Origin of the sequence: Saccharopolyspora spinosa NRRL 18395 (assembly GCF_000194155.1) — a bacterium.
GTDB lineage: Bacteria > Actinomycetota > Actinomycetes > Mycobacteriales > Pseudonocardiaceae > Saccharopolyspora > Saccharopolyspora spinosa.
Map to the genome: position 1 here is coordinate 942,412 of NZ_GL877879.1, position 24,274 is coordinate 966,685.

The 24,274-nt window shown below is 64.1% G+C and carries 20 protein-coding genes and 1 pseudogene; 6 read left to right on the plus strand and 15 right to left on the minus strand.

The annotated features are described in order from the left end of the window. The coding region (locus SSPN_RS60220) for a hypothetical protein (RefSeq protein WP_237710706.1) at positions 1-183 on the minus strand (183 nt) is incomplete at its 3' end. A gap of 856 nt (positions 184-1,039) precedes the next feature. Between SSPN_RS60220 and SSPN_RS0123380 the strand changes: the two genes are divergently transcribed. From SSPN_RS0123380 to SSPN_RS0123390, 3 genes are all read left to right on the plus strand, one after another. Continuing rightward, a complete protein-coding gene (locus tag SSPN_RS0123380) occupies positions 1,040-1,669 on the plus strand; it encodes a hypothetical protein (RefSeq protein WP_010309666.1) in 630 nt (209 codons plus the stop codon). Between the two features lie 26 nt (positions 1,670-1,695). Next, a complete protein-coding gene (locus tag SSPN_RS51755) occupies positions 1,696-2,088 on the plus strand; it encodes a response regulator transcription factor (RefSeq protein WP_083822062.1) in 393 nt (130 codons plus the stop codon). A 928-nt stretch (positions 2,089-3,016) separates the two neighbouring features. Beyond that, positions 3,017-5,356: a LuxR C-terminal-related transcriptional regulator gene (locus tag SSPN_RS0123390; RefSeq protein ID WP_044575409.1), complete on the plus strand. Its 2,340-nt coding sequence runs from the start codon at positions 3,017-3,019 to the stop codon at positions 5,354-5,356. Between the two features lie 476 nt (positions 5,357-5,832). Here the strand turns inward: SSPN_RS0123390 and SSPN_RS0123400 are convergent, their stop codons facing one another. Further along, complete coding sequence (locus tag SSPN_RS0123400) at positions 5,833-6,135, minus strand: hypothetical protein (protein ID WP_029535652.1); 303 nt, start codon at positions 6,133-6,135, stop codon at positions 5,833-5,835. 148 nt (positions 6,136-6,283) lie between these two features. Continuing rightward, complete coding sequence (locus tag SSPN_RS45300) at positions 6,284-7,441, minus strand: pentapeptide repeat-containing protein (protein WP_148272026.1); 1,158 nt, start codon at positions 7,439-7,441, stop codon at positions 6,284-6,286. Between the two features lie 171 nt (positions 7,442-7,612). Here SSPN_RS45300 and SSPN_RS60225 point away from each other — a divergent pair, with 171 nt between their 5' ends. The 3 genes and pseudogenes from SSPN_RS60225 to SSPN_RS45305 all read left to right on the plus strand — a co-directional run. Beyond that, complete coding sequence (locus tag SSPN_RS60225) at positions 7,613-8,704, plus strand: integrase core domain-containing protein (RefSeq protein ID WP_010309675.1); 1,092 nt, start codon at positions 7,613-7,615, stop codon at positions 8,702-8,704. A 29-nt stretch (positions 8,705-8,733) separates the two neighbouring features. Further along, complete coding sequence (locus tag SSPN_RS62860; RefSeq protein ID WP_394378784.1) at positions 8,734-9,099, plus strand: GMC oxidoreductase; 366 nt, start codon at positions 8,734-8,736, stop codon at positions 9,097-9,099. Then, positions 9,098-9,973: pseudogene (locus tag SSPN_RS45305) on the plus strand (IS110 family RNA-guided transposase); the annotation flags it as partial. The gene SSPN_RS62860 and the pseudogene SSPN_RS45305, both read left to right, overlap by 2 nt. Before the next feature lie 716 nt (positions 9,974-10,689). Here the strand turns inward: SSPN_RS45305 and SSPN_RS0123420 are convergent. The 12 genes from SSPN_RS0123420 to SSPN_RS0123475 form a co-directional block, all read right to left on the minus strand. Beyond that, on the minus strand, positions 10,690-11,346 hold the full coding sequence (locus tag SSPN_RS0123420; RefSeq protein WP_202798897.1) for a hypothetical protein: 657 nt from the start codon (positions 11,344-11,346) through the stop codon (positions 10,690-10,692). A gap of 141 nt (positions 11,347-11,487) precedes the next feature. Continuing rightward, positions 11,488-11,751: a hypothetical protein gene (locus tag SSPN_RS0123425; protein WP_202798961.1), complete on the minus strand. Its 264-nt coding sequence runs from the start codon at positions 11,749-11,751 to the stop codon at positions 11,488-11,490. 1,096 nt (positions 11,752-12,847) lie between these two features. Continuing rightward, positions 12,848-14,131 carry a phosphopyruvate hydratase gene (gene eno / locus SSPN_RS0123430; protein ID WP_010309687.1) on the minus strand — a complete coding sequence of 428 codons (1,284 nt, stop codon included), beginning with the start codon at positions 14,129-14,131 and terminating at the stop codon, positions 12,848-12,850. A 128-nt stretch (positions 14,132-14,259) separates the two neighbouring features. After that, on the minus strand, positions 14,260-15,525 hold the full coding sequence (locus SSPN_RS0123435; RefSeq protein ID WP_010309689.1) for an ATP-grasp domain-containing protein: 1,266 nt from the start codon (positions 15,523-15,525) through the stop codon (positions 14,260-14,262). Between the two features lie 27 nt (positions 15,526-15,552). Further along, entirely contained in the window at positions 15,553-16,761 is a 1,209-nt protein-coding gene (locus tag SSPN_RS45310) for an MFS transporter (protein ID WP_010309691.1), read from the minus strand. Positions 16,762-16,765: 4 nt separating this feature from the next. Beyond that, positions 16,766-18,070 (minus strand): methylaspartate mutase, encoded by a 1,305-nt coding sequence (locus tag SSPN_RS0123445; protein WP_044574828.1) that lies wholly within the window; start codon positions 18,068-18,070, stop codon positions 16,766-16,768. Next, the gene (locus tag SSPN_RS0123450) at positions 18,067-18,522 is read right to left on the minus strand and encodes a cobalamin B12-binding domain-containing protein (protein WP_044574832.1); all 456 of its coding nucleotides are present in this window, start codon (positions 18,520-18,522) and stop codon (positions 18,067-18,069) included. Before SSPN_RS0123450 ends, SSPN_RS0123445 begins: the two co-directional genes overlap by 4 nt. A gap of 138 nt (positions 18,523-18,660) precedes the next feature. After that, a complete protein-coding gene (locus tag SSPN_RS0123455; protein ID WP_010309696.1) occupies positions 18,661-19,653 on the minus strand; it encodes an asparaginase in 993 nt (330 codons plus the stop codon). Positions 19,654-19,720: 67 nt separating this feature from the next. Then, positions 19,721-20,986 (minus strand): ATP-grasp domain-containing protein, encoded by a 1,266-nt coding sequence (locus tag SSPN_RS0123460; protein WP_010309697.1) that lies wholly within the window; start codon positions 20,984-20,986, stop codon positions 19,721-19,723. Position 20,987: 1 nt separating this feature from the next. Beyond that, positions 20,988-22,625, minus strand: a complete 1,638-nt coding sequence (locus SSPN_RS0123465; RefSeq protein ID WP_010309700.1) for a thiamine pyrophosphate-binding protein — start codon at positions 22,623-22,625, stop codon at positions 20,988-20,990. Beyond that, the gene (locus SSPN_RS0123470; RefSeq protein WP_202798899.1) at positions 22,622-23,791 is read right to left on the minus strand and encodes a threonine synthase; all 1,170 of its coding nucleotides are present in this window, start codon (positions 23,789-23,791) and stop codon (positions 22,622-22,624) included. The genes SSPN_RS0123465 and SSPN_RS0123470 overlap by 4 nt, the downstream gene beginning before the upstream one ends. Before the next feature lie 31 nt (positions 23,792-23,822). Continuing rightward, the gene (locus tag SSPN_RS0123475) at positions 23,823-24,215 is read right to left on the minus strand and encodes a DUF6917 domain-containing protein (RefSeq protein WP_010309706.1); all 393 of its coding nucleotides are present in this window, start codon (positions 24,213-24,215) and stop codon (positions 23,823-23,825) included. Positions 24,216-24,274: the final 59 nt, after the last annotated feature.

A 24,274-nucleotide genomic window follows, 5' to 3' on the forward strand; every position in this document is an offset into this window, starting at 1 on the left:
CAGATAGGGTCGGCGCGAGATCGACACCAGGGCGCGTGCGGGTGTAGCGTCCGAAGAGTCGGCGGAGTTGCAACAACTACGCCGGAAGAACGTAGAACCAGGGCGTGACAACGCGACTCTCAAAGCAGCGTCGGCTTTCTTCGCGGCCGGGATCGAGGCCACATCGCTGATCGCGGAGTTCATTGCAGAACACCAGGACCTCCACAAGGTGGGCCTGTGGTGGGGTGTCGAATCGATCCGTGCCGCGCTCCTGAACTTGGTATGAATGCCCGACGCCCCGCGCAGCGGTCATACAAGTGAACGTCTCCGGCCCCACCTGGACGATTCGTCTTGAGCGAGCTTGGCAAATCCAGCCAAAAACCCCCCTCCCCGGCCTCCGGAACCCGCCGTGGGGCCGCCAGCAGAAACCAACGTTCCTAGCCAAACATCGCCCCTCACGGATTCTCGTCATGCGCGCGTTCGGCGTCGCACCCGCGACATCAGAGCGACACTGCCAGCAAAACACGACATTCCACCGGGGAAGCCCGGCAAGTGTGCCCCCTTAACCCTGCCAATAGAAGAAAAGGGGCATCGGTCTCTCTCCGGCTCCAAAGCTCGGAGCCGACCGCTCGGCCCGTGAGTCGTTTCTGGTAAAACGTGATCGCGTCAGGTTGCCGCAGTAACCTCCGTCGGCCATCACCCTACGACCAGCGAGTTTCCCAGTGATGCCGGAGACCGGTAGACGGTTGTGCCTTTTGGCGGAGATCTGCGAGCGGACGGATTCAAGCGGTCGTGGCAACACCGCTTGTTTGGGGCGATTGTAGGTGATGTTCGAGGATCTCGGCAGGGGTTTTCCATCCGAGTACCTTGCGGGGCCGGTTGTTGAGGGTGGTGGCGATCGCACTGCGGCGCGCGATCCGCAGCACCCGCACCGCCTCGACCGCCCCGTCCCGGCTCTTGGGGATAGCCCACAGCAAAGCACCTGAATGTTTACCGCCCGGCACCGTATGAGACCAGGACCGGCACCACTCGGACCCGGCGCCACAACCGGAAGAAGGAGGTGGTCACGCAACGCGGGTTTCTCAATCTGGAACTCAATTACGAAGACATCGCCGAGTTCACCTACAAGCCCAGGAAATGCCAGCGCTCCTACCGCGTCGTGGTCGGGCGCAAGAACATCAGCCGCACCAAGGGCGAGAACGTCCTCATCGAGGAGATCCGTTACTTCTTCTACATCACCACCTACACCGCCGGCACCCACACCCCGGCGCAGATCGTCGAACTGGCAGGCGAGCGCTGCGACCAGGAGAACATCGTCGGCCAGCTCAAATCCGGCCTGGGTGCCCTGCACGCCCCCGTGGACAACCTGCACAGCAACTGGGCCTACATGCCCATCGCCGCGCTCGCCTGGAACATCAAATCCTGGTACGCGATGATGATGCACCGCACACGAGATCGCCACGCCTACGTCCGCATGGAGTTCAAGCGGTTCCTCGATACCATCATCCGCATCCCTGACATGGTCATCGTCCGGGCCCGCGGCATCGTCATACGCCTGGTCGCCTACACCCTCGGCCTGGACCGGTTCTTCAGCGCCTGGGCCACCACCGAGCGCATCCGGTTCGGCTTCGACCGACCAGAGCACCAGCCGCGCCACCAGCGCACCGTCGCCCACCCGCGACGGCGATAGCCCATGCCCATCGCCGAAAAACCAGCATGCGAAACCCTCGGTTCGGCTTCTACGCCTTTAATCAGCTATACGCGGAATGTGAAACGCGGGCTCGGAGATCACCCGGGGATAGTGCGTTTGATGCTGCTTATGAACAGGGCGCGCAGTTGACTATTCGTCGTGCCGTCGGCGAGGCCCTCGGTGAGAAAACGAAGCCGTCCACAACGGTTTCTGCCCCTGCCGCGTCCGCGGAACCATCGCTCACTCGCCGTGAACGCGAAACTGCCATGCTCGTTGCCAAAGGCATGTCCAACAAAGGTATTGCAGAACAACTCGTCATTTCACCGCGCACTGTCGAGTGCCATGTCGAGCATATTCTGGTCAAACTCGGTTTCAACACTCGCACCCAAATCGCCACCTGGGTGAGGCAAAAATTCTAGTCTCTCGCCTCCTCGCCTCCTCTCGTCTCCCGGCCTCGATCTTTCGTGATGTTGACCGGTCGATCTTGGTGGCCGTGTTGTTTGAAAATCGATGCATCGCCGTCCGCGCGCTGGGTAGGTCTCGCGTTTTGAAATCATGCCAGGCGCCTTCACACGTCGACTGAGCCTTGAGAGCAGTCACGGAGCGGGTACGCATAATTACGAGAACCTCGGCGCACCTCCAGTCTGGGCGTGCACGCGAGTTGATCCGCGCAGGTCAACAGCCATCGGCGTATGACGGGCTTACCGTCCGGCGTGATCGCGTCTCCTGCTGGTCCACTTTGTCAACTCGCTGCCGCCCACGTCTTTGCTGCCCGGCAACGCTGGCCGATGACCGACCGCGAGAAAGACCGGAAAAATCACCCTCCGTCACCAACTCGCCACCGTGCGCCATGATCAGTGATCAGGAAACCTGAAACAGACCGAGGTGAGTCGGTTTCCCTAAACAGCTTGCCTCCGGGTCGGCAGCCCGTTGCCGCCACGGGGGTTCCGCCGGTTTCGTTTCGGGGGCACGTACACCAGTTGGCTTGGTTTCCGTTGCCGCACAACGAGTCTCGGTCGCAACGCCGCCGCAGCGCCTTACGGGTCATGGCGCCACCCGGTCAACGCGCACAACTCGTCCGAGATCGCGGCCCTGCCGGTCTCGGATGCTGACCGGTAGCGCGTGACGCTCTGCCTGTCACCGCCTGACGCTGACCCATCGTCCAATCCCATCAGCGCGATGAGCCACCCCGACCACCGCGGATCGGCGACATGCCGGTACGCGGGCATCCGTCCGTGAGGCAACGACTCATTCACGCGGGCGTTTTCGAAGAGCCCACGCGTGACATTGACTTGACCACGTCCTCCAGTACTATGGAGGGTTGAACTAGATTCTCTGGTGGTTTTGATGGTCAGTGTGTCGGGCACTCTGCCGGGGGAACCGACGAGCTTTGTGGGCCGACGGCAGGCTGTGGCGGAAGTTAAGCGATTGATGTCAGCGTCGCGGTTGGTAACGTTGACTGGCGCTGGCGGCGTGGGTAAGTCGCGGCTCGCGCTGCGGGTAGCTCGGGATGTTCGGCGGACTTTCCCGCAAGGGGCGTGGTTGATCGAGTTAGCGAAGCTGCAGGACCCATCGTTACTGTATCACGCCCTATTTGAGGCGTTGGAGTTACGTAACCGTTCGACGCGCGCGTTGGACGCGGTGTTGATCGAGTACTTGGCGGATAAGCGTCTGCTTCTCGTTTTGGATAACTGCGAGCATCTGCTCGATGCCTGCAGCGAGCTCGTCAGCAGGCTGCTGCCCGCTGCCCCCGGCGTGCGATTTTTGGTCACCAGCCGGCAATCACTGGGTGTGGCGGGCGAGCACGTTTGGCCGGTGCCGTCCTTGTCGGTGCCCGATGTGACCAGCACGAACAACAATGGCGAACTGACGGTCAACGCCCCACGGCAGGGCTCACAGTACGAGTCGCTCACATTGTTTGAGAAACGTGCTACCGCGGTGCTGCCCGGTTTCGAGCTGAGTGGGGATAACGAGATTGCCGTGACGCGGCTGTGTCAGCGGTTGGATGGTTTGCCATTAGCTATCGAGTTGGCCGCCGTGCAGATGCGAGTGTTGTCGGTAGAGGAAATTGTGGCCCGGTTGGAGGACCGGTACCGACTACTGACGAGCGGCAATCGAGGCGCTTTGCCTCGCCACCAGACGTTGCGGGCAGCAGTGGAGTGGAGTTTCGATCTATGCTCGGAGCAGGAGCGGGTCTTGTGGGCTCGGTTGTCGGTGTTCGCCGGGGGATTCGATCTGGAGGCCGCGGAAAGCGTCTGCGCGGATGAGGGGATGAACGCGCAGGACGTGTTCACCGGAGTGGCGGGGCTGGTGCAAAAGTCGGTTCTTACTCGCGAGAAGGGAATAGGCTCTCCGGCGCGGTATCGGATGTTGGAGACGATTCGACAGTTTGGACACGAGCGGCTTGTCGACAACGGCAAGGAATTGATAGTGCGCCGCCAACACCGGGATCATTATTTTCGTTTCGCGGAGCAGCTTTACGCCGGTTGCTTCGGCCCCGATCAGAAGCCGTGGAGCCAACGTCTCAGACTCGATAGACCTAACCTTTGGAGGGCACTCGACTTTTGCCTGACCGAACCGGGCGAATCCCGCGCCGCGATACGCATGGCAGCGGCACTATGGTATTACTGGATCGCGTGCGGTTGCCTGCGTGACGGACGTTACTGGCTGGGACGAGCACTCGCGAAACATACGCAGCCCGACCGGGACCGCGCCTGGGCGCTCTGTATTAATGGCTATATTGCCGGCCTGCAAGGGGACATCGCGCAGAGCATCGTGCTTCTCGACGAGAGTTGTGCACTAGCGCGCCAGAGCGGCGACGAACGGGTGCTGGCGCATGCGACGCAGTTCTTGGGCATGACCTTCCTGTTGAAAGGTGATCTCGCGACCGCGACGACGATGTGGGACCGGCCACTCGCCGAGCATCGGGCGTTGGACGAACTGAACTGCCTTACCGGTATTGCATACATGCACCGATCGTTGGCCGCCGCCTGCCTAGGGGATCTCGACAGTGCTACCGATATCCTCCGCGAGTGTCAGAAATTCTGCGCAGCGCATGGCGAGCAATGGGTAATGTCCTGGACTCTGTGGGCGATTTCCTTTGCTCGGTTGCTCGACGGCGACCTCAGCGAAGCACGCGCACGCATACGGGAGGCGCTTGGGATCATGCAGAATCTCGATGATTTGTTGGGCCAGCCGGCTTGTCTCGACGTGGCGGCCGTGATCAGCGCTAGTGAAGGCGACGTCACACAATTTGCGCGGCTGCTTGGAGCAAGCGACGCGATGTGGCGGCCGATCGGTAACCCTCGGTTCGGCTTCTACGCCTTTAATCAGCTATACGCGGAATGTGAAACGCGGGCTCGGAGATCACTCGGGGATAGTGCGTTTGATGCTGCTTATGAACAAGGCGCGCAGTTGACTATTCGTCGTGCCGTCGGCGAGGCCCTCGGTGAGAAAACGAAGCCGTCCACAACGGTTTCTGCCCCTGCCGCGTCCGCGGAACCATCGCTCACTCGCCGTGAACGCGAAACTGCCATGCTCGTTGCCAAAGGCATGTCCAACAAAGGTATTGCAGAACAACTCGTCATTTCACCGCGCACTGTCGAGTGCCATGTCGAGCATATTCTGGTCAAACTCGGTTTCAACACTCGCACCCAAATCGCCACCTGGGTGAGGCAAGAATTCTAGTCTCTCGCCTCCTCGCCTCCTCTCGTCTCCCGGCCTCGATCTTTCGTGATCTTGACCGGTCGCTCTTGGTGGCCGTGTTTTTGAAAATCGGCCGAGCAAATCGAGTTGGAGAAGCTTCGCCACCAGAACGAGAAATTGAAAGGCGGCTTGACGAAGACCCGGATGGCATTGGACGACATCATGGGAAAACGCGCGCGCTCTTGGAAGGTCCTCCCGAGAGCGCGGAGAACGACGAGCCGCCGACGACATCATGACCACCGCGTTCTCCGACCTGCGTGCCGCCCAGATTTCGGTGCAGAAATCGTGCGTGCTGCCCGGGATTTCTCGGGCGACGCACTAATATAGGCACGTCAACCCGAAAGGTGTGACGCATGGCCCCTGACCGCCTCGGAAGCCACCGCCAAAGGCTTTGTCCGGTGCCGAACGGGCGCAGGTGACCGACCTGCTCAACAGTCCTGTCTCATTTGACTTGACAACTACTGCGGCACTCCCCGCGCCCCACACACGTTGTTGTTTCTGGCGCTTACTGCGTGGTCGACCTCGCTGTGGGCCACGGCCCACAGCGCCCAGGAACGCCAGTACATATCACCAAGCTGCTTGGTCATGGACAAGCATTCCTGGAGCACTTCGAGCCCGCGCTCGCGCTGGTTGTTGAGTCCAAAGGTCCACCCGAGGGAGAACAGGGTAGCCAGTTCGTCGCGCAGTACTCCGGCCGCGCGGAGGAGGAGATCGAGAAGGCCCGCACGCGCCACCCACAGCAGGCAGACCGGCTCTACCACAGCTTCTCGTTGCTCACCTCGACCCACGAGCGCATGGAGTTCGAGCTCGTGTACCGCTCGCACGCCCGGCAGCTGCTGGAGCGGGTAGCCGCTGGCCAGGACACCCGAACGGGCACCGCAGCCGAGGTCTGCTGCGCGATGCGCGATGTCAGCCTGATCTCCCCAATGAAGCGGACTTTTGGAATGTCGCCTCCTCGAACGCGACGGAGTCCTGGAACGTCGCCTCGCCGAAACTGGCTGAGTCCTGGAACGTTGCACCGTCGAACGTGGCATGGCCCTGGAAAGTCGCCCTGCGGAACGCGACGTCGCCCTGGAAAGTTGCGCTGCCGAACACAGCGTGGTCCTGGAATGTCGCCTCCTCGAACGTGGCGTCGCCCTGGAAGGTCGCCCTGATGAACCAGGCGTCATCCTTGAAGACGACCCCGTCCAACACAGCAGTGTTATGGAAAGTCGCACCGTCGAACCGAGCAGTGTTATGGAAGGTCGCACCGTCGAATCGGCAAGCGCGGGTTTGGCAGTTCTGCATGTTCCAGTCGATGAGGTTGGCTCCGGTGACGTCGAGGTCGATGTTGTTCCAAAACTTAGGGTCGGTAGGGTTTCCGTTCTTGTCGTGGTTGGGTCGCAGGTGATCTGTGATTAGGCGCTGTGCTGTGAGACGCACTTTGAGTTCTTGCCGTGCGCCTTCGACGTTCTGGGCATGGGAACCGGAACCGAGCGCGGTGCGCAGATCCGTGATCACCGACCGGGGGGCCGGTGGTCGCAATCCGAGACGCCGTGGGCTGGTTGCTGCGGGGCGACCTTGTGCGGTGTTATCTGGCGGAGTGAAGGGCATGCATAGGTAGGAGCAGTAGACGTCGATGATGGTCTGGCGGTGGCTGGGGTAGGTCTGGCCCAGCCGTTCCAGGGCGTGCAAGCCGGCCAAGCGGACCGGGGCCTTTTCCGAGCCGAGCTGTTCGGTGGCGGCGGTGTAGAGCTCGGTGATCCGGCGTTCGGTGGCGTCATGCTCGTTCGCGGCCGCGACTCGGGTTCTGTGGTCAAGGTCGAGTTCGGTCGTGCGTTGGCGTCGGGCGGCCAGCAGAAGCGCGACGGCACCGCCGGTGCCGATCACGATGCTCCCGGCGAGTTTGACCGCCTCCAACCGGATCTTGTCCTGCTCCGTTCCACCGCCAAACAGGCTGAGCAGGATGAACACGGAAACCGAGGCGGTGATCAGTAGAGCTCCGGCGCCTGCCCAGATGACCCAGGCAGGCATCACCAGTATCGGCTTTGGGTGCTGACGCTCAGGGTTCGGCTCAGGACCGCTCATGATCTACAGGGTGCCGCACATCGGTCGATACCAGACGGGTTTCGGTGAACATTGCGGGTGCCGATAAATCATCCGCACAGGTCACGGCCTTGATCGCCGCCTCTGGCCAGTGGCCGCCGCTCGCCCCGCGATCTTCACGTGGACAGGGCCCGGGCGGCATCATGATCTGTCGTGCTGCTGCGCCTGGCCTACCTCACCGCGACCAACACTTTCACGCTCCTTCGTCTGCTGGCGATGAGCGACCGGGACAAAGACATCGAGATCCTTGCCCTGCGGCACCAACTGCTGGTCCTGCAACGCCAGGTCGGCAAGCCTGCCTTCACCGGCACCGACCGCATCGTGCTCGCCGGTCTGCTCCATCACCTCCCGATACATAAGCTGCGGCAACTCCTTCTACTGGTACGCCCAGACACGATCTTGCGCTGGCACCGCGACCTGCTCAACCGGCGCCATCCCGCGACCTGCATGCCGAAACGACGCGGACGCCCGCCCACGGTCCGCTCCATCCGCGCCATAGTCCTTCGCCTGGCGCGGGAAAATGTCTCGTCGGGATACCGCAGAATCCACGGCGAGCTCGCGGCCCTGGGCATCAAGGTCGCCGCCTCCACCGTCTGGGAAATCCTTCGCGAGCACGGCATCCCGCCCGCACCGGAACGCCAGAGCACCACCTGGGCCGACTTCCTGCGCACCCAGGCCCAGGCACTGCTCGCGTGCGACCTGTTCGAGACCCGCACCCTGACCGGGGCGCGCCTGTACGTCTTCGCCGCCATCGAACACTCCACGAGACGCATCCGGATCCTCGGCGCCACCGCACACCCCACCGCAGACTGGATCGTGCAGCTCGGACGCAACCTCCTCATGGACTTGGAGGACGCAGGCAGCAAGGCCAGATTCTTGATACACGACCGAGACTCCAAGTTCACGGAAGCCTTCGACACTGTGCTGACCGATACCGGCCTCGAGATCGTCACCAGCGGCATCCGGATGCCCCGGATGAACTCCATCATGGAGCGCTGGATACAGACCAGCCGACACGAACTGCTGGACCGCACCCTCATCTGGCACCAGCGCCATCTGCTCCATGCCCTGCGCGAGTTCGAGTCGTACTACAACGGGCACCGGCCACACCGAGCCCTGAATCAAGCAGCTCCGCTCCGCCCGCTACCCGAACCGATCACCGAGCCAGGACAGATCAGAGACCTGGAGATCCGCCGACGAGATCGGCTCGGCGAAACCCTTCACGAGTACCAACATGCAGCCTGAACTGGGCGGATGATTTATCGGCACCCGCAGTGCCCTGGCCTACGGTCATTTCGTCGCCCGCCGCTTCTGGCAGCACCTGGGGACACCGCAGGGGCTACGGAGATCGATCCCCTGCAACCGCCGCTCAAGTTCAACAGCGCGGGCCACCAATGGGCACCATGCGCATGGGCACCGACCGGGCCACATCCGTAGTCAACGTTGACGGACTCTCGCATGCCCACCCGAATCTGTGGGTGGTTGGCTCGTCCGTCTTCCCCACCGGCGGTACGGCTAACCCATCATTGACGTTAGCCGTCCCTGTGGGTGCCGATAAGTCATCCGTCTTGATCACAGCCTTGATCACTGTTTTTGGCCGCACCCGCCAGTCGTCCCGATGTCTTCACGCGGACAGGTGACGCCGCCCGCTCGCTGCCGCACGCGCTGCGCCCGGTCGACGTAGGCGACGAAACGCTGGCAGAGCTGGATGTGCTCTCGGGGTTCGACGACGACCTGGCCAGCGAGGCCACCCGAATCAGCAACCGCATCCGCGGTCTGCTCACCGGAATCCACCCGGCCCTGGAACGAGCTATCGGCCCGAAGATCACGCACCCGGCGGTACTGGAGATCCTGTCCCGCTGCGGCGATCCGGCCGGCATCCGCGCCGCCGGGCGGCGCGAACTCGCCTCGATTGCGGCCGCGCACGCACCCCGCATAGGCGACAAGCTGATCACCACAATCCTGTCGGCGTTGGACGAACAGACCGTGACCGTCGCGGGCACCACCGCGGCCGACACCTTACTGCCCCGCCTCGCCGACAACCTGAAAACCGTTGTCCAACAACGTAAACAGGTCGCAGCCGAGGTCGAGGAGATGCTCAAGGCACACCCTCTTGCCGGAGTCCTGACTTCGATGCCCGGCATCGGGGTCAGGACCGCCGCCCGCATCCTGCTGGAGATCGGCGACGCCTCCAGCTTCAAATCCTCCGCCCACCTCGCCGCCTACGCCGGCATCGCCCCAGTCACCCGCAGTTCGGGCTCCTCCATCAAGGGAGAACACCCGGCCCGCACCGGCAACCGCAAACTCAAACGAGCGTTCTTCCTGGCTGCGTTCGCAGCCTTGTCCGACCCCACCAACAGGAACTACTACCAACGGAAACGCGATGAAGGAAAGAAACACAACGCCGCGCTGATCTGCCTGGCCCGGCGCCGCTGCGACGTCCTGTTCGCCATGCTCCGCAACAAGACCTACTACCGACACCCCCAACCAGACGCCACGCCCGCTGCGGCTTGACAACCACATGGAGACACCCCAAAGCACCCGCCGGCTTCCGCTGCTCGGTAGCCATGTCTCCTCCTCACAACCGACCCCACTCCACATTTCCCGCCTTGACATCGACATCGTCCGGACCGGACCAATCGAACTGCACGATTTTACCCCTGGATAAGACGAACGCGCCGCGCGCCGAGACGTGTGGGGCTCAGGGTCGTTGTCGCACTTGGTCCCTTCAAACGTTGTGTTTCCACAACGTTTGATCTGCGGGGTGCGCCCGGCAACCTCGGTCGGCACCTGCCCACGACAAACCCGAACACGGTAAAGGACTTCCGCGTCGACGCCGCGCCCCCACGACGCATGACCTGCCGACGGGTGAGTGCCCTTTGCTGCCGGCCAGGCCCCGCCGGGGACCATGAGTCGCCGGGCGAGGCTGGTGATACGTATCAGATTGTCAGCGAACGGACATCACGCCAGCGTGCGGGAACGTCGCTTGCGTCCGCTCCCTCCAGATCACGCGGGATCAAGCGCCTACCCGAGCCGACTACACCCAACCCGACCAACAAGACCACCCCGACGGCCACAGCCCGGAAGAGGCGCAAGACCATGCAGAGCCGACTCCCGCCCGCGACCAAAGATCGCTAGGCGGCTGACCGAGCGGCCGGTGTCCCATCCGGACCCACCGAATGGGACACCGCGGTGACATGTGCGATGCCACCTACCGCTCCTCCGCATGCCTATTCGCCGCGGTAGACGGAGTACAGTTGGTTTTTTAATACGGCGAGCGCCGGTCCGGCGGCCGAGTGGTAGTTGGAGATGGTGGTGTCGGTGCTCCACCGGGTGCCGTCGAAAGACGAATACCAGAGAGCATCGTCGTTGCCGCCCCGGTGGACGCAGTACAGCGAGTTGTTGAACACCGCGAGGGCCGGTTGTGCCACAGTTTGGTGGTTGGGGAACTTGGTTTCCGCGCTCCAGGATTTGCCGTCGAAGACGATGTATCTGAGGCTGATGTCGGTGTTGGCGCCGCGGTAGACGCAGTACAGTTGGTTGTTGAATACCGCGAGCGCCGGTCCGGCGGCCGAGTGGTAGTTGGAGATGGTGGTGTCGGTGCTCCACCGGGTGCCGTCGAAAGACGAATACCAGAGAGCATCGTCGTTGCCGCCCCGGTGGACGCAGTACAGCGAGTTGTTGAACACCGCGAGGGCCGGTTGTGCCACAGTTTGGTGGTTGGGGAACTTGGTTTCCGCGCTCCAGGATTTGCCGTCGAAGACGATGTATCTGAGGCTGATGTCGGTGTTCGCGCCGCGGTAGACGCTCGTTGGCGGTTTGGTGGTTGGGGAACTTGGTTTCCGCGCTCCAGTTATTGCCGTCCAAGCTGATCCATCGAATGGCATATTCGGACATGACTGTTGACCCTTCTTCCAATGCCGGGTAGACGGCGGGGATTTCACCCGCCGTCCCCCACAGATCCGGACGTAAGCCTCTCGGCTTATCCGGCTCGTGCCGTTCAGTTGTCAGGTCGTGTAGCGCAGCGCCTAGTGCGCGAACAGGTTGGGAGATCGTTGCCGGGCGCCCTTCAGCCACCTTCTCGTCCGGGCTTCGCTGCGTACGAGCCGCTTGTACTTCCGTCTTGCCCAGCGCATCAGATGGCGATCAACCAAGGTTCCGTCGGGCATCTGCATCGGTGCCTTCAGCCAGCGCTCCACATACAACATGACCCACCGCCGGGTCGTGTGACGCGCCACCGCCTTGAGCATCAGATCCCACGGCACGGAGCCAAAGAAGGCCTTCACATCCACATCGACGACCCAGTCCGTCTTGAAGCACCGCTGCCGACATACCCGCACGAGTCCACCGGTGACAGTCCAGGGCGGTAGCCGTCGGAGTCCTCGCGGGATACCTTCTTTACGTCCGGCTCCAACATCAGCACGGCCGCAGTCTGCGCCACCCTCTTCCTGGGTATGCAAGGACAATTCTGTGCCTTTCGGGAAATACTGGCGAAGCAGTCCGTTAGTGTTCTCGTTGCCACGGCGAGTGGGGTCACAGAAGCAGAGCGAGTCTAATCCGCGCCGCGTGGGCCAGGAAGCGTCCAATCAGGTTCCGCTACGGCCGATCTGGCAGCAGTGCGGAAATCGTTGGTTGCAGTGTCTCGTCTGTCCTCAATGAGGGCGACAAGGGTGAATTCGTCAAGACTCACCCATTTGCCCATGCCGAGGTATGCCAGCGAGACCTACCAGTCATACACCGTTCGCAGTCACGAAGAGCTCTATCCGGCCTCGGCCATCCGTCCGCGGCGACCATGACCTCCACCGCCGCAACACCAGACGACCACCGATGGATGGAGCGAGCACGAGAGGGACCACGACATGGCCTGCCCGAGTACCCGCGCGTCCGTACACGGCGGGGCTTGGTGATTTTCCCTGCAGCATAGATGCAGATCCCTTGGTAACCCGCCACATGTCCACCCTTGCGCAGTTGGGAAATCATGGTGAATCGTCTACGGCAGTAGCCATGACGATGCCGCAGCGGAAGAGCCGGATGCCTACCCGTCGACCAGACAGCAGTGAACGCGGGGAACCACCCCCTGCGCGTGTGACGCTCGCGCCGTGGTAGCGGCGGAACCATACATGGTCTCTTCCGTGCTGACCGGGAACATCTCCGCCAACGCCCGTGTGAAACTGCGCGTCTTCGGCCTGGACGTGCTCCTGGACATGGAGTGCGGTCCATACGGCGAGCACTCGGAGGATCGCGAACTCCGGCAATCCCCATTCCACGACACCAGGGGAGACACCGCTGCCAGCATCGAGACGGGTAGGCACCGTGCGCGCACCCCGCCGACCACCCGCGATCGACGTGGTGCGCGACGGCAACCGGCCATGTGCCGGACGAGCTCGTTCAGGATCGAACGTGCAGGCCCGACCTGCCTGCATACCTGGCCTGCGCGCCGAGTTCTTCCTCGATGCGGATCAGCTGGTTGTACTTGGCCGTGCGGTCGGACCGGGACATCGAGCCGGTCTTGATCTGACCGCAACCTGTGGCAACAGCGAGGTCGGTGATGGTCGTGTCCTCGGTCTCGCCGGAGCGGTGCGACATGACCACGGTGTAGCCGGCCCGGTGAGCGGTGTCGACCGTGGCCAGGGTTTCGGTCAGCGAACCGATCTGGTTGACCTTGACCAGGATCGAGTTCGCGATGCCGTTGCGAATGCCGTCGTTGAGCAGGTTGACGTTGGTGCAGAACACGTCGTCACCGGTGAGCTGGCACTTGTCGCCGAGGAGCTCCATCAGCAGCTTCCAGCCGTCGAAGTCGTCCTCCGCCATCGGGTCTTCGATCGAGGCGATAGGGTACTTCGAGACGAGTTCGGCGAGGTAGTGCGCGTGCTCCTCGACCGAGCGCTTGCGTCCCTCTCCGACGTAGTCGTACACGCCGCCGGAGAAGAACTCGGAAGCGGCCGGGTCCATCACCAGGGTGATGTCTTCGCCGGGCTCGTAGCCACTGTCCTCAATGGCGCGAACGATGTACTGGAGTGCTTCGTCGGAGGAGGTGAGGTCGGGGGCGAACCCGCCCTCATCGCCGACGGCGGTGTGGTGGCCGGCCGCCGCCAGGGACTTCCGCAGGGTGTGGAAGACCTCGGAACCCATCCGCGCCGCCTCGAAGAAGCTCTCCGCGCCGATCGGCGCGATCATGAACTCCTGGAAGTCGATGGCGTTGGCAGCGTGCACACCACCGTTGATGATGTTCATCATCGGCACGGGGAGCAGCCGGGCGCCCGCACCACCCACGTAGCGGTACAGCGGCAGTCGATGTGCCGCGGCGGCCGCCTTCACGGTGGCCAGCGAAACGCCGAGAATCGCGTTGGCGCCGAACTTTCCCTTGTCGGACGTGCCGTCAAGGGAAATCATCGTCTCGTCGATCAGCGACTGGTTCTCCGCCTCGAGCCCGCCGAGCGATTCGGCGATGGGACCGTTGACCGCATCCACCGCCTTGCGAACGCCCTTGCCGTGGAAGCGTTGCGCGTCCCCGTCCCTGAGCTCGACGGCCTCGTTGGCCCCCGTGGACGCACCGGACGGAACGGCCGCACGACCGAACGAGCCGTCCTCGAGAAAGACATCCACCTCGACTGTCGGATTGCCCCTGCTGTCGAAAACCTCACGGCCGACGACTCGCGAAATCGCGGTCACCCTAATCCTCCTCAGATCTACCTACGCACAACGATTTCTATTTCTTCAAAATTCGCAACTGCCGAAAGGATTCCCGTTCCACACCACCCGTTCTGGTTTTCCCGTCGAGCATTGACCCCGGGCCGGCGCTAGATCGGCCTGGTCTCGATCTCGATCCGGTTCATGACCGACTCCGCGCGCAGAGCCGCGTCGGCGCCATCTCTTCCGGACGCGACCACGTACCCCATCCGGCGCTCGAGTCCCGACTGGATCTCGGGCACCACATCACCGACCTGAGCGGCCAGCCGCACCCCGACCTCCACTCCGGCGAAATCGAGCAGCTCGTTCATGGTGCGGCCGTAGGTGTCGATGCCGGTGTGGGTCAGCGTCGCGTCCACTGCGTCCAGTCCACGGATCGCGGTGACCTCACCGGGGCGCGGTACGAAGAACCTGATTGCCGCGCCGCCGCCGTCCAGCGGCAGCCCGGCAGGCACCTGTTCCAGCCCCAAGGGCACCGTCACGGCAAGCCGAGCGCGGTTCACCCCGTGGGATCGACGTTCCAGCTCACCGACGCCGGCCCCGGCCATCCGGCTCTGCGACTCCACGATCCGCGGACCGCGCTCGGTCAGGATGAACTCGGTGTGCGAGGGGCCCTCGAAAAGGCCGACGGCGTCCAGCAACCGCCTGGTGAGCGAGCACAGCTCGGCGAAGTGGTCCCCGGTGATCCGGCTGGGCATGGTGTGCCCGACGGCCACGAAGTAGTCGTTCAACAGGTGCTCGTTGATCGACACCACGTGGTGTTCACCCCGGACGGACAGCGTCTCGACGCTGACCTCCGGCCCGCGCAGGTACTCCTCGGCGAGCGCGGTCCGGTACCCGGCGGCGACGAGTTGCCGCCATGCGTCGCCGGTTCCGTCCGGCTCGGCGATCAAGTGGACGTTCGCGCTGGCCATGCTGTCCATCGGTTTGACGATGATGTGATCGCCGATCTCGCGGTGGAAGTCCTCCAACTCGGCGGCGCTGGACACCACCCGGTGCCGAACCGGCGCGATGTCGTGGCGTTCCATCGCCTGGCGGGTGAGCGACTTGTCCTTCAGCGCCAGCACCGATTCCACGCTGTTGCCCTGGAGTCCGAGTTCGGCGGGGGCGAGTTCGGCGGTGGCGACCGCCGCGGCCAGCACCCCCTCCTCGTTGGTCGTCAGCACGCGGCTGAACGGCTGCTGCTCGTGCAGCGGGCGCAACGCCGCCACGATTCCGGACGGGTCGTCCAGAGGCCGAGCGATCGTCTGCTGGCAGAATCCTGCGATCTGGTCGGCGGGATCGGCCGGTTCGTGCACCACAACCACGTCCGCACCCGCCTTCTTGGCGTATTCGGCCATTCCGTGGCGATCGGCGATCAGGGCAACTCGTGGCATCTCGTTCGTCCTTCGTGTGAGGTTGGTTCAGGCGCTGGCCGCGGCCTCGGAGGGCGTGTCCGAGGCGGACAACCGGTAGCCGGGGATGAAGCGGATCAGGGAGTAGCCGATGGAAACCAGAACACCGAGCACGAACAACGAGACCCAGAGGCTCAAGAAGCCGAAGCGGTCGGACACCAGAGTTCCGATCGGGCCACCGATGACCAGTCCCAGGTTCCAGATGAAGAAGTAGCTCCCCTGGAAGCTGCCCACCCGGCCCTCGGGAGCCCGGGCGGCGATGAAGGCCGCCGTCATCGGCGCCTGCAGAATCTCGCCGAGGGTCCACACCGCAACCGACAGCCCGACCCAGTAGATCCCGCTGCCGAAGGCGTTCATCCCGAAACCGACCGCCACGAACAGAGCCGCGATGACGAACGGCATGATCCCGCGGAGCTTCCCGGCGTGCAGCGACAGCACCGGTTGCAGCACGATCACGAGGATCGGGTTGATCGCCAGCACCATCCCGATCTGCTCGGTGCTGAGACCACCCGCCGTGAGGCCGAGCGGCAACGTGGACTGCCGCTGCAGGTACACGCAGGCCAGCAGGAAGGTCATGCACAGGAAGGCCGCCATCACGGGCCTGCGGAACGGCTCGACGATGTCGGTCAGAAACGCGATCGGGCGCCGCTCGGTCGTGCGCACGGGCGTCGGAGCGTCTTCCGGCAGCGCCCAGGCGAACGCGGCATATCCGATGCTGGTGACCGCCCAGAGCAGGAAGATGCCAGGTGGGTAGATGCTCAGGAACAACCCGGCCAGCACCGGACCGGCCGAGCCGCCGATGTTCTGCGCCCAGTACAGCAAGCCGTAAGCCCGCGCCCGTTGCTGCTCCTCGACCACGGTCACCACCAGGCCGGCGCTGGCCGGGCGGTTGATCGTGGACAGGAAGCCGGCGACGTACACCAGCGCGCCGACCACGGCGACCTGCCCGACCAGCATCAGCACGACGGCATTCACCGCGGAGCCCAGCTGAGCGGCGATGATGGTGCGCCGCGCGCCGAACCGGTCCGAGAGCACCCCGCCGATCAGACCCGCGGACACCAAGCCGGCCCCGTAGAGCCCGACGATCAACCCGACCGCCGACCGGTCCACAATCTCGCGCTGAACCAGGTACAACCCCAGAAAACCGGGCACCAGCAGACCGACCCGGTTCACCGCGGTACCCAGCCACAAAATCCAGAACTGCCGTTTCAAACCCATGAAGTCACTTCGCCCACTCAACAGCCGCCGGAGCGGCTTCTGCTTCCATTGCCAATTGATCGAACCGAGTCGAGGTGTAGGCGAGCATGCGCAGCAGTCCGGACGAACTGACCCGCTCGGCCACCGCCCGACGTGCCGTGGCGGGTAACGGCAACCGGCCCTGCTTCACCCACACCAGCCTTCCGCCATCGTCGATCCAACCCTGCGTCAAACCCCGGTTGTCCTCGTGCAGGCAGAACGGCACATCCAACAAGCCCTGCTGAAAGGCGTTGAGCAGGCCGGTGCCGATGTCCTCGGACAGCTCCAGCACGGCTTCCACCATCGCGGTCGCCTCGGCCAGCACCTCGCTGTGGTCCACCTCGTCGTACCTCGGCAGCGCGCTGCGGCGCCGGGCCTGCTGGGCCAACCGGGCGGCACGTTCCAGCGCTCGCACGTTCTCCGCGACGGTCGGCAACCGGTGGGCCTCCATCGCCGTCTTGACGATCAACCGCTCGGCGCCGCCCCGGACCGCGAGTTCAGCGCTGCGATCCAGCAGCAGCATCGCGCCGGACTCGGTGGTGGGATACAGCCCCATGTACGTGTAGAGCACGATGTGCCAGTCGACGGCGCCGGGCAAAAAGCGTCCGGCCAGCTCGCGCAGCGCGGCCAGCGCTTCGACGTCCTGCACCGCGTTGGTCTGCTGGGCGTAGCTCAGCGACACGGTCGGCACCCCGCGCTGGGCGAAGAACATGCCTTCCAGCAGGCTAACCGCCACCAGCAGTGATGGTGGGCAGAGCTGACCCAGCAGACAGCCACCGAACGTCTCGATGTGCGCTCGCCTGCCCGCAGCGGCCGAGGATTCAACCAGGTGGGAGCTGGCTTCTCGCCACCGGTGGACCGACTCCCGCAGCGGTGTCCGGCCGTAGGGCAGGCAGTAGGACACCGGCCCGCCTTCCGTCGCCGACAGACCGCTCACTGACATGGCCGCGAAGATCGACTCCGGCACCGCGGAGCCGTGCCGGACCTGGATCGGGCGGTCGGGAACAGCGGAAACCACCTCGCGCACGATCCTCGGATCGTGCGCGACGATGGGGAAGCCGTTGAGTTCACCGCCGTCCTCCAGGGCGGATCTAGCCCCGTCGTGGTCCCCGACCCTGGTGTAGCTGTCGAGCGTGATCGTGCCGACCGTGTGGGCGTCGGCCCCGCGCACGGCCAGCAGACCGTCCCGCATCCGCACCGGGTTCGCCATCCCCATGCGTGGCTGAACCACCAATTGCCCGGCGGCGGCAGCTGCTCGAACGTAGGCGCTGAGGTCCCCGGGGTGGCTCATCCGATCGCACCGATCGCCTGTCGCGCTCCGGACACCAGTTCGGCGATGCGGTCGTTCAGCAATGACGGTTCGCGGCTGTCGGTGAACACCGCGGTGTAGCCAGCCTTAAGCAAGGACTCGGTGTACATCGAGTTCTCCGCGCCACGGATGCCCAATTTCCCGCCGATGATCGTGGGCACGTCCCGCAATCCCGGGACGCTGCGCAATTTCTTGATGAGCCGACTTCCATCAATGTGGCCGTGGCCGTTGACAGTGCTGATCACGATCGCGTCCGGCTCATGTTTCCTGGCCGACTCTAACAACAGTTCATCGGGCACGCAGGGGCCCAGGTTGATGACCTCATTCCCGCCTTCTTCGAGCAGCAGCTGCAAGAACACCAGGTTCCACGTGTGCGAATCGGACGAAATGGTGGATAGCAGGACACGCGGCAATGAAGGTGTTATTTCTCGCATGCAAAGCACCCCCAAGTGCGCGAGAAATGAAGCTGCCGAGTTCTTTGCGCTGCAACCCAGCATTGTGAACAATTCTTCATCAACAATATCATGCCTCGGCAGTTGCCACAGCGGAGCCGAACACGTGCGGAGGTGCCGCTACAACAGCGTGCGCAGATGGCCGACCGGCTGGTCGATGCTCCACACCTGCGGCGAGAGAAGCTCTTCCACCGCGCTCTTGGCCGATTCGGGCATCGGCAGGTAGCCGAGCGTGGTGAACGCACGAAGCGCCACCGGCATCGAGGCCCGGTTCGCGCCGTCGTCGATTTTCACCGCTACGGCGCCGGCGCGCGGCGCGGCCAGCAGGTGCAGGCCTTCCGCCCCGAACTTCGCCAGCAGGCCCGGGATCGCTTCCATCGCTCGCGCGTCAATTCCGTTGGTGCCCTCGACCATCCGCGGATTGGCGCGCATCGCATCGGCGACCGCCCGCTCCTCGGTGCCCTCGGCCGCGTGGACCAGGTGCGACATCGCACGCGCCAAACCGGTCAGGCTTACCGCGAAGATCGGCACACCGCACCCGTCGACACCGGTCGCCGCGACCGGCTCGCCGGTCAACTCCTCGATCACGGACGCGGCCAGTTTCTGCAACGGGTGGTCGAGCTCCCGGTAGGTCTCGGTGTCCCAGCCGTTGACCGCGCACGTCGCGAGCATCGCCGCGTGCTTGCCCGAGCAGGTCATGTACACCCGGCGCGGCCGGACCCCGGCGGCGATGAGATCCCGGCGGGAAGCCGGGTCGCTGGGTATGTCTGCCGGGCACTGGAGCGCGTCATCGCTTAGGCCCGCGCCCGACAGGATCGCCTCGACCCGCTCCACGTGCGCCGGCTCGCCCTGGTGGCTGGCCGCGGCGACCGCCAGCTCAGCGGTACTGCCGGGCTTCCACCCCGCGCGCAGCATCGCGACGGCCAGCACCGGCTTGATGGCCGAGCGCGGGAACACCGGTGCCTCCACGTCGCCCACTGACGCGACGATTTCGCCTGCGGGGTCGACCACCGCGACGGAGCCGCGGTGGAAACTCTCCACGAAACCTGAGCGGACGAGCTCGGCGACGTCGTCGCCACCGCGGTAGACAGCGGATGAAAGTTCAGCGCTCACTGCGGGCACTCCTCGCGGTGTGGTAGATCGAGATGCCGCGAACCAGGCGGCGGTGGTCGTCGAGTCGTCACCTGACATGGAATCGCAGCGTCTCGTTGATCTCTCGCTGCTTGTGCACGACGTCTTCACGAGAGTCACCTGTGAAGATGACGTGCCCGTGCGCTTGCCAGACCCGCGGCGGCACATCGACCTTCTCACCGATCTGCCGGTAGATCATGACCTCCGAAACGTCTTCGCCCGCCTCAAGACTTTCGACCCCGTTGACGGCAAGGAGTTCGCCGGGCCGCTCCGCGAAGTGCAGCGTGAAACCGACGTGCCGGAAGCGCTCGCTGTCCACGACGACGTCGGCGTCCGCCCCGAGCGAGACCTTGGTGAGGACCTCGACCATGTCGATTCCGGTCGACAGCAACACACTCTGGTAGATCGGGCCGCCGCCCAGCCGGGCACCGGTCTCCAGAATGTACGGTTCACCCGAAGCCGAGACCCGGAACTCAGTGTGCGTCGCCCCTTGGGTGATGCCCAGCCCCTGATGCGCCAGGGCCGTGAACTTCTTGACCCGCTCCAGGGTGTCGCCGGTCAGCTCCGTCGGCGTCGCGTAGAACGTCTCCTCGAAGAACGGCCCGTCCATGGGCGTCGGCTTGTCGTGCACGGCGACAACCGTGGTTTCGCCGTTCTGTACGTAGCTCTCGACGCTGATCTCATTCCCGACGAGGTACTCCTCGAGCAGGATGCCCTCCGAATACCTCGACTTGAGGAAGAACAGCGGGTCATAATCGAAACCAGCCCAGGCGCCGGCGCGGATCTCCTCGAAGTGCTCGGCCAGTTCCTCCGGGCTGTCGACCCGCCGGACGAACATGCTGCCGCCACCGATGATCGGCTTCATCACGAGCGGGTAGCCGATCGACGAGGCGGCCGCCTGCTGCGCCTCCTCGATCGAGGTGGCGAGCGCGAAACTCGGCTGCGAGATGCCGACATTCGCGAACGCCTGGCGCATGCTCAACTTGTCCCGGCTCTTCGCGGCGGTTTCGGGACTGATGTACGGAAGCCCCAGCTGCTCGGCGACGGCCGCCGCGGCGGGAACGCTGTGTTCGACGAACGCGATCACACCGGCGATGGGTTCGGACTCCTGTTTCGCGATCTCCACGCAGCGATCCACCGTGGCTTGAAGGTCCCCGGTGGGCGCGGCGTAGACCTCATCCACGTAGTCTCGCTCCCAACTGGGCTCCTCCACGACGACGATCGCGCGATGCCCCAGTGCGTGAGCGGTTTCCGCGGCCTTGGCGAGATGCTTCCGCCGGCTCGCGTTTCGTGTGTGCAGGATCATCAGGGTCATTTCAGGCTTCCTTTCTGATCGCGATCGCCATGTCCGGCGAGATCTCGTCTACCGAAGTGTTGAGGACAAGGACGGCCGGACCGTTGCCGGCGAAGAATTCCGCGATTTCGGCGACGTCTCGCTCGGGAGAATCGCTGCGCATGACGGGCAGACCGATCGCCCCGCAAATCATGGACCAATCGATTCCGATGAAGTCACGACTGACCGCGGCGGCTCCGTGATGATGGATCGCGTGCTGATCGATCAGGTTGAGACGCCCGTTGTCGAGAATCGTGATCTTCAGGTTCAGGCCGAGTCGGGCGATGGTTTCGAGCTCGCCCGTGGACATGGCCAGTCCGCCGTCACCGACGAGGGTCCACACCGCTGAATCAGGGCGCGCGACGGCGGCGCCGACTGCCGCCGGAAGTGCGTATCCGAGGCTGCCGGTTCCGCGGGGCGTGATGAGCCGCTGCGGCGGTTCCAGGCGGAGCAGGGCGCCGAACCAGCCGCTCGCGACGCTGGCCTCACCGACGCAGACGTCGCGACCGGTCTTCAGCGCGTTGATCGTCTCCACGATCGAGGCGGTCCCTGATCGCGACCAGCTGCCATCGGCGGCCGATGGCGTCCCACCGCTGTAGGACCAGTCTCCCAGCTGGTCCGAGAGCAGGCGGAGTCCGCTGCCGAGATCCTCCCGCAGTACGCAGCCGCGCTCGGAGCTGGAACCTTCGACCCTCGGGTCGTTGTCAATGCGCACCAGGAACTGGTCAGGCGACGGCCACGAGTACTGGTTCGTGGACTTGTCGCCCATCTTGGACCCCACGTAGAGCACCACGTCGCAGCCGCTGATGTAGGCGTTCGCCGGGGAATCGCCTTTGGATCCGACGACCCGGGGAACTTCGTCACCGACCTCGGACAGCGCGCCTTTGCCGTTGAGGGTGGTGAACACCGGTATGCGGAACCTCGAAACGAACTCCCGGAGCGCTTCGGTGGCGCCAAACGAGTGGCACCCACCACCGGCGATGAGGGCGACGCTCGAAGCTCGCTTGATGGCGTTGGCGGCGATCCCCGCCTGCTCCGTCCGGCGCGCGGCGACGCCCCTGTCTGCGCTCTCCGTAGAATCGTCCAGCGCTACCGGTTCATTCAGCACGGCCGGTTCGGCCTGGGCCTCCAGGACATCTGGAGCGACCTCGACCACGACCGGGCCTTTCCGCGGTCGTTCCGCTTCGGCGAGCGCGGCATCGATGGCCCCCAGCGCGCCCTTCTGCTCGCGGATCACGTGCACGCGCTTCGCGATGCTTTCGAAGAGCCGGGAGTGCTCGACCTGTCCGGTCGCCCACGGGCGTGGAACGCTCTTGCTGGGGCCAGAGGTCAACAGGACCAGCGGCGTTCCGCTGTTGTAGGCCTCCAGCAACGCGGGAGTGCAGTAGGGAGAACCAATTCCTCCCGGGGCATCGCACACCGCTGCGCGTCCGGTGATTCGTGCGTGCGCTTCAGCCGCGTAGGCCGCGCCGCGAGGACACCTTGCCACGACGTGGGAGAGCCCGTCGTGGCGTTGAAAGGCCGCGTACAGCGAAAGGGACGTCTCCCCCGGGTAGCCGAACACTTGGGAGATGCCGTGCTCCGAGAGCCGGCGGGCGATCTCGTCCGCAACCGTGATCATGACAGGTGTCTCACGATGTTCGACGGAGTGGGCACGAGCGGACGTAACGCGCCGGTGAGGATGATCAGGAGATCGCTATCGGGCCCGAGCGAGCCTTCATGAGCCATGCGCATGGCGCCGGCGAGGCAGGTGGATGCCGCGTAACACGCTTCGAAGCCGACCGACTCCAGGATTCCCTTGGCGATGTGCATCTCTTCCCGCTGGGCCGCGACCAGGGCGCCGTTGGTGTCGATGCACATCGAGCGGATGTAGGGATAGGTGTTGGTCGGGTCTCCCCGAAGAATGGCGTGGGCCAATCCGTCGGGGTTCTCCAGGATGTCTTCCTCGGCGATCTCGGAGCGGCCCGCGTTCCACGCGCTGACCATGGGAGCGCAGGTGTCCTGCTGCACCCCGATGAAGGACGGAACCTTGTCCATGAGTCCTTTGCGGTTGAACTCGACCGCGCCCTTGTAGCCGCCCAGCAGACCCATGCCGCTACTGATCGCCTGGAAGACGTGCGTGGGGTTCGTCGGCATCTGCTGGTAAGCCTCGACGTAGGACAGCTTGAGCCCTTCGCGCCGGGCGTAATTGAAGAAGCCTCCCTCCCAGAACAGCTCGTTCTCCCGGGCGAACTTCTGCGCCGTTGCCGCCGTGCTGACGAAGCTGCCGGACACCGAATGCGTGACGACCTGAGGGTGGTCCGCGTAGTTCAGCCGATACACGAAATCGTCACCCGCGAAGATGTGAACCTTGAAGCCGCGAACCAGCCGCATGGCGTTCGCGTAGGCCGTCGAACTGTTGCCGGTGGAGGCCATGACGAACTCGTTCACGCCGATGCCCTTGAACCGGCTCAGGGTGGCAGACGCGATGCGGTCCTTCGTCGATTTCGTCGGATTGCGCGACTCGTCCTTGATGTGAACGGAGCGGACTCCCAGCAGTCGCGCGAGCGGAGGCACGCTGGTGCACGGCGTGTTGCCCTCGCCCAGCCAGGTGAGGTTCTCCTCGCCCCACACCGGGAGGATGTCCTGGTAGCGCTTGAGCGGGTTGGGGTTCGATTCGAAGGGCCGGATCTCTGTTCGATCGAGGGGATACAGGACGTCGATTGCCCCCTTGCAACCGGAACACCTGTTGGTGGTGGCGTCCGCCCGCTTCTCGCAGTCGACGCACACGTGCAAGGGCTCGGACAACGGAGTTCGGTTCGCGTAGAGCTTTTGGTAGTCAAGCATTGAGGTCCCTTGGCTCCTGGCCTTCTCGCGGACGAGTGAAAACTGGCGTTCCAGCAGTCAGGCCGAGGGTGTGTCCATTTCGCAGATGCGCCCCCTCGACGAGGATGTTGTAATGGTTCGGCATGTGCGTCTCGTCAAATCCGCTGATGGTTCCGAGGTTTCGTCCGTCGCAGACCAGCGCGTCGCCGACGGCGAGCACGCCCGATGTCTCGAAGGCCGCGAAACCGTAGTACTCAACGTGATCGACGGGGTAACGCGGACTCGGGCCAACGTTGATGAATTCGTGCACCTCACCTGCGCTGATGCACCGCGTGGCCCATTTCGCCGGCTCTATCGCTCGGTCGTGCCGGGTGTGATCCATGACCGCGACCCAGTTCAGCCGCAAGGGGTCTCTGCTGGAAAACAAAGCTGCTCACCGATTCTCGCGCATCTTGTCAGTTCGGC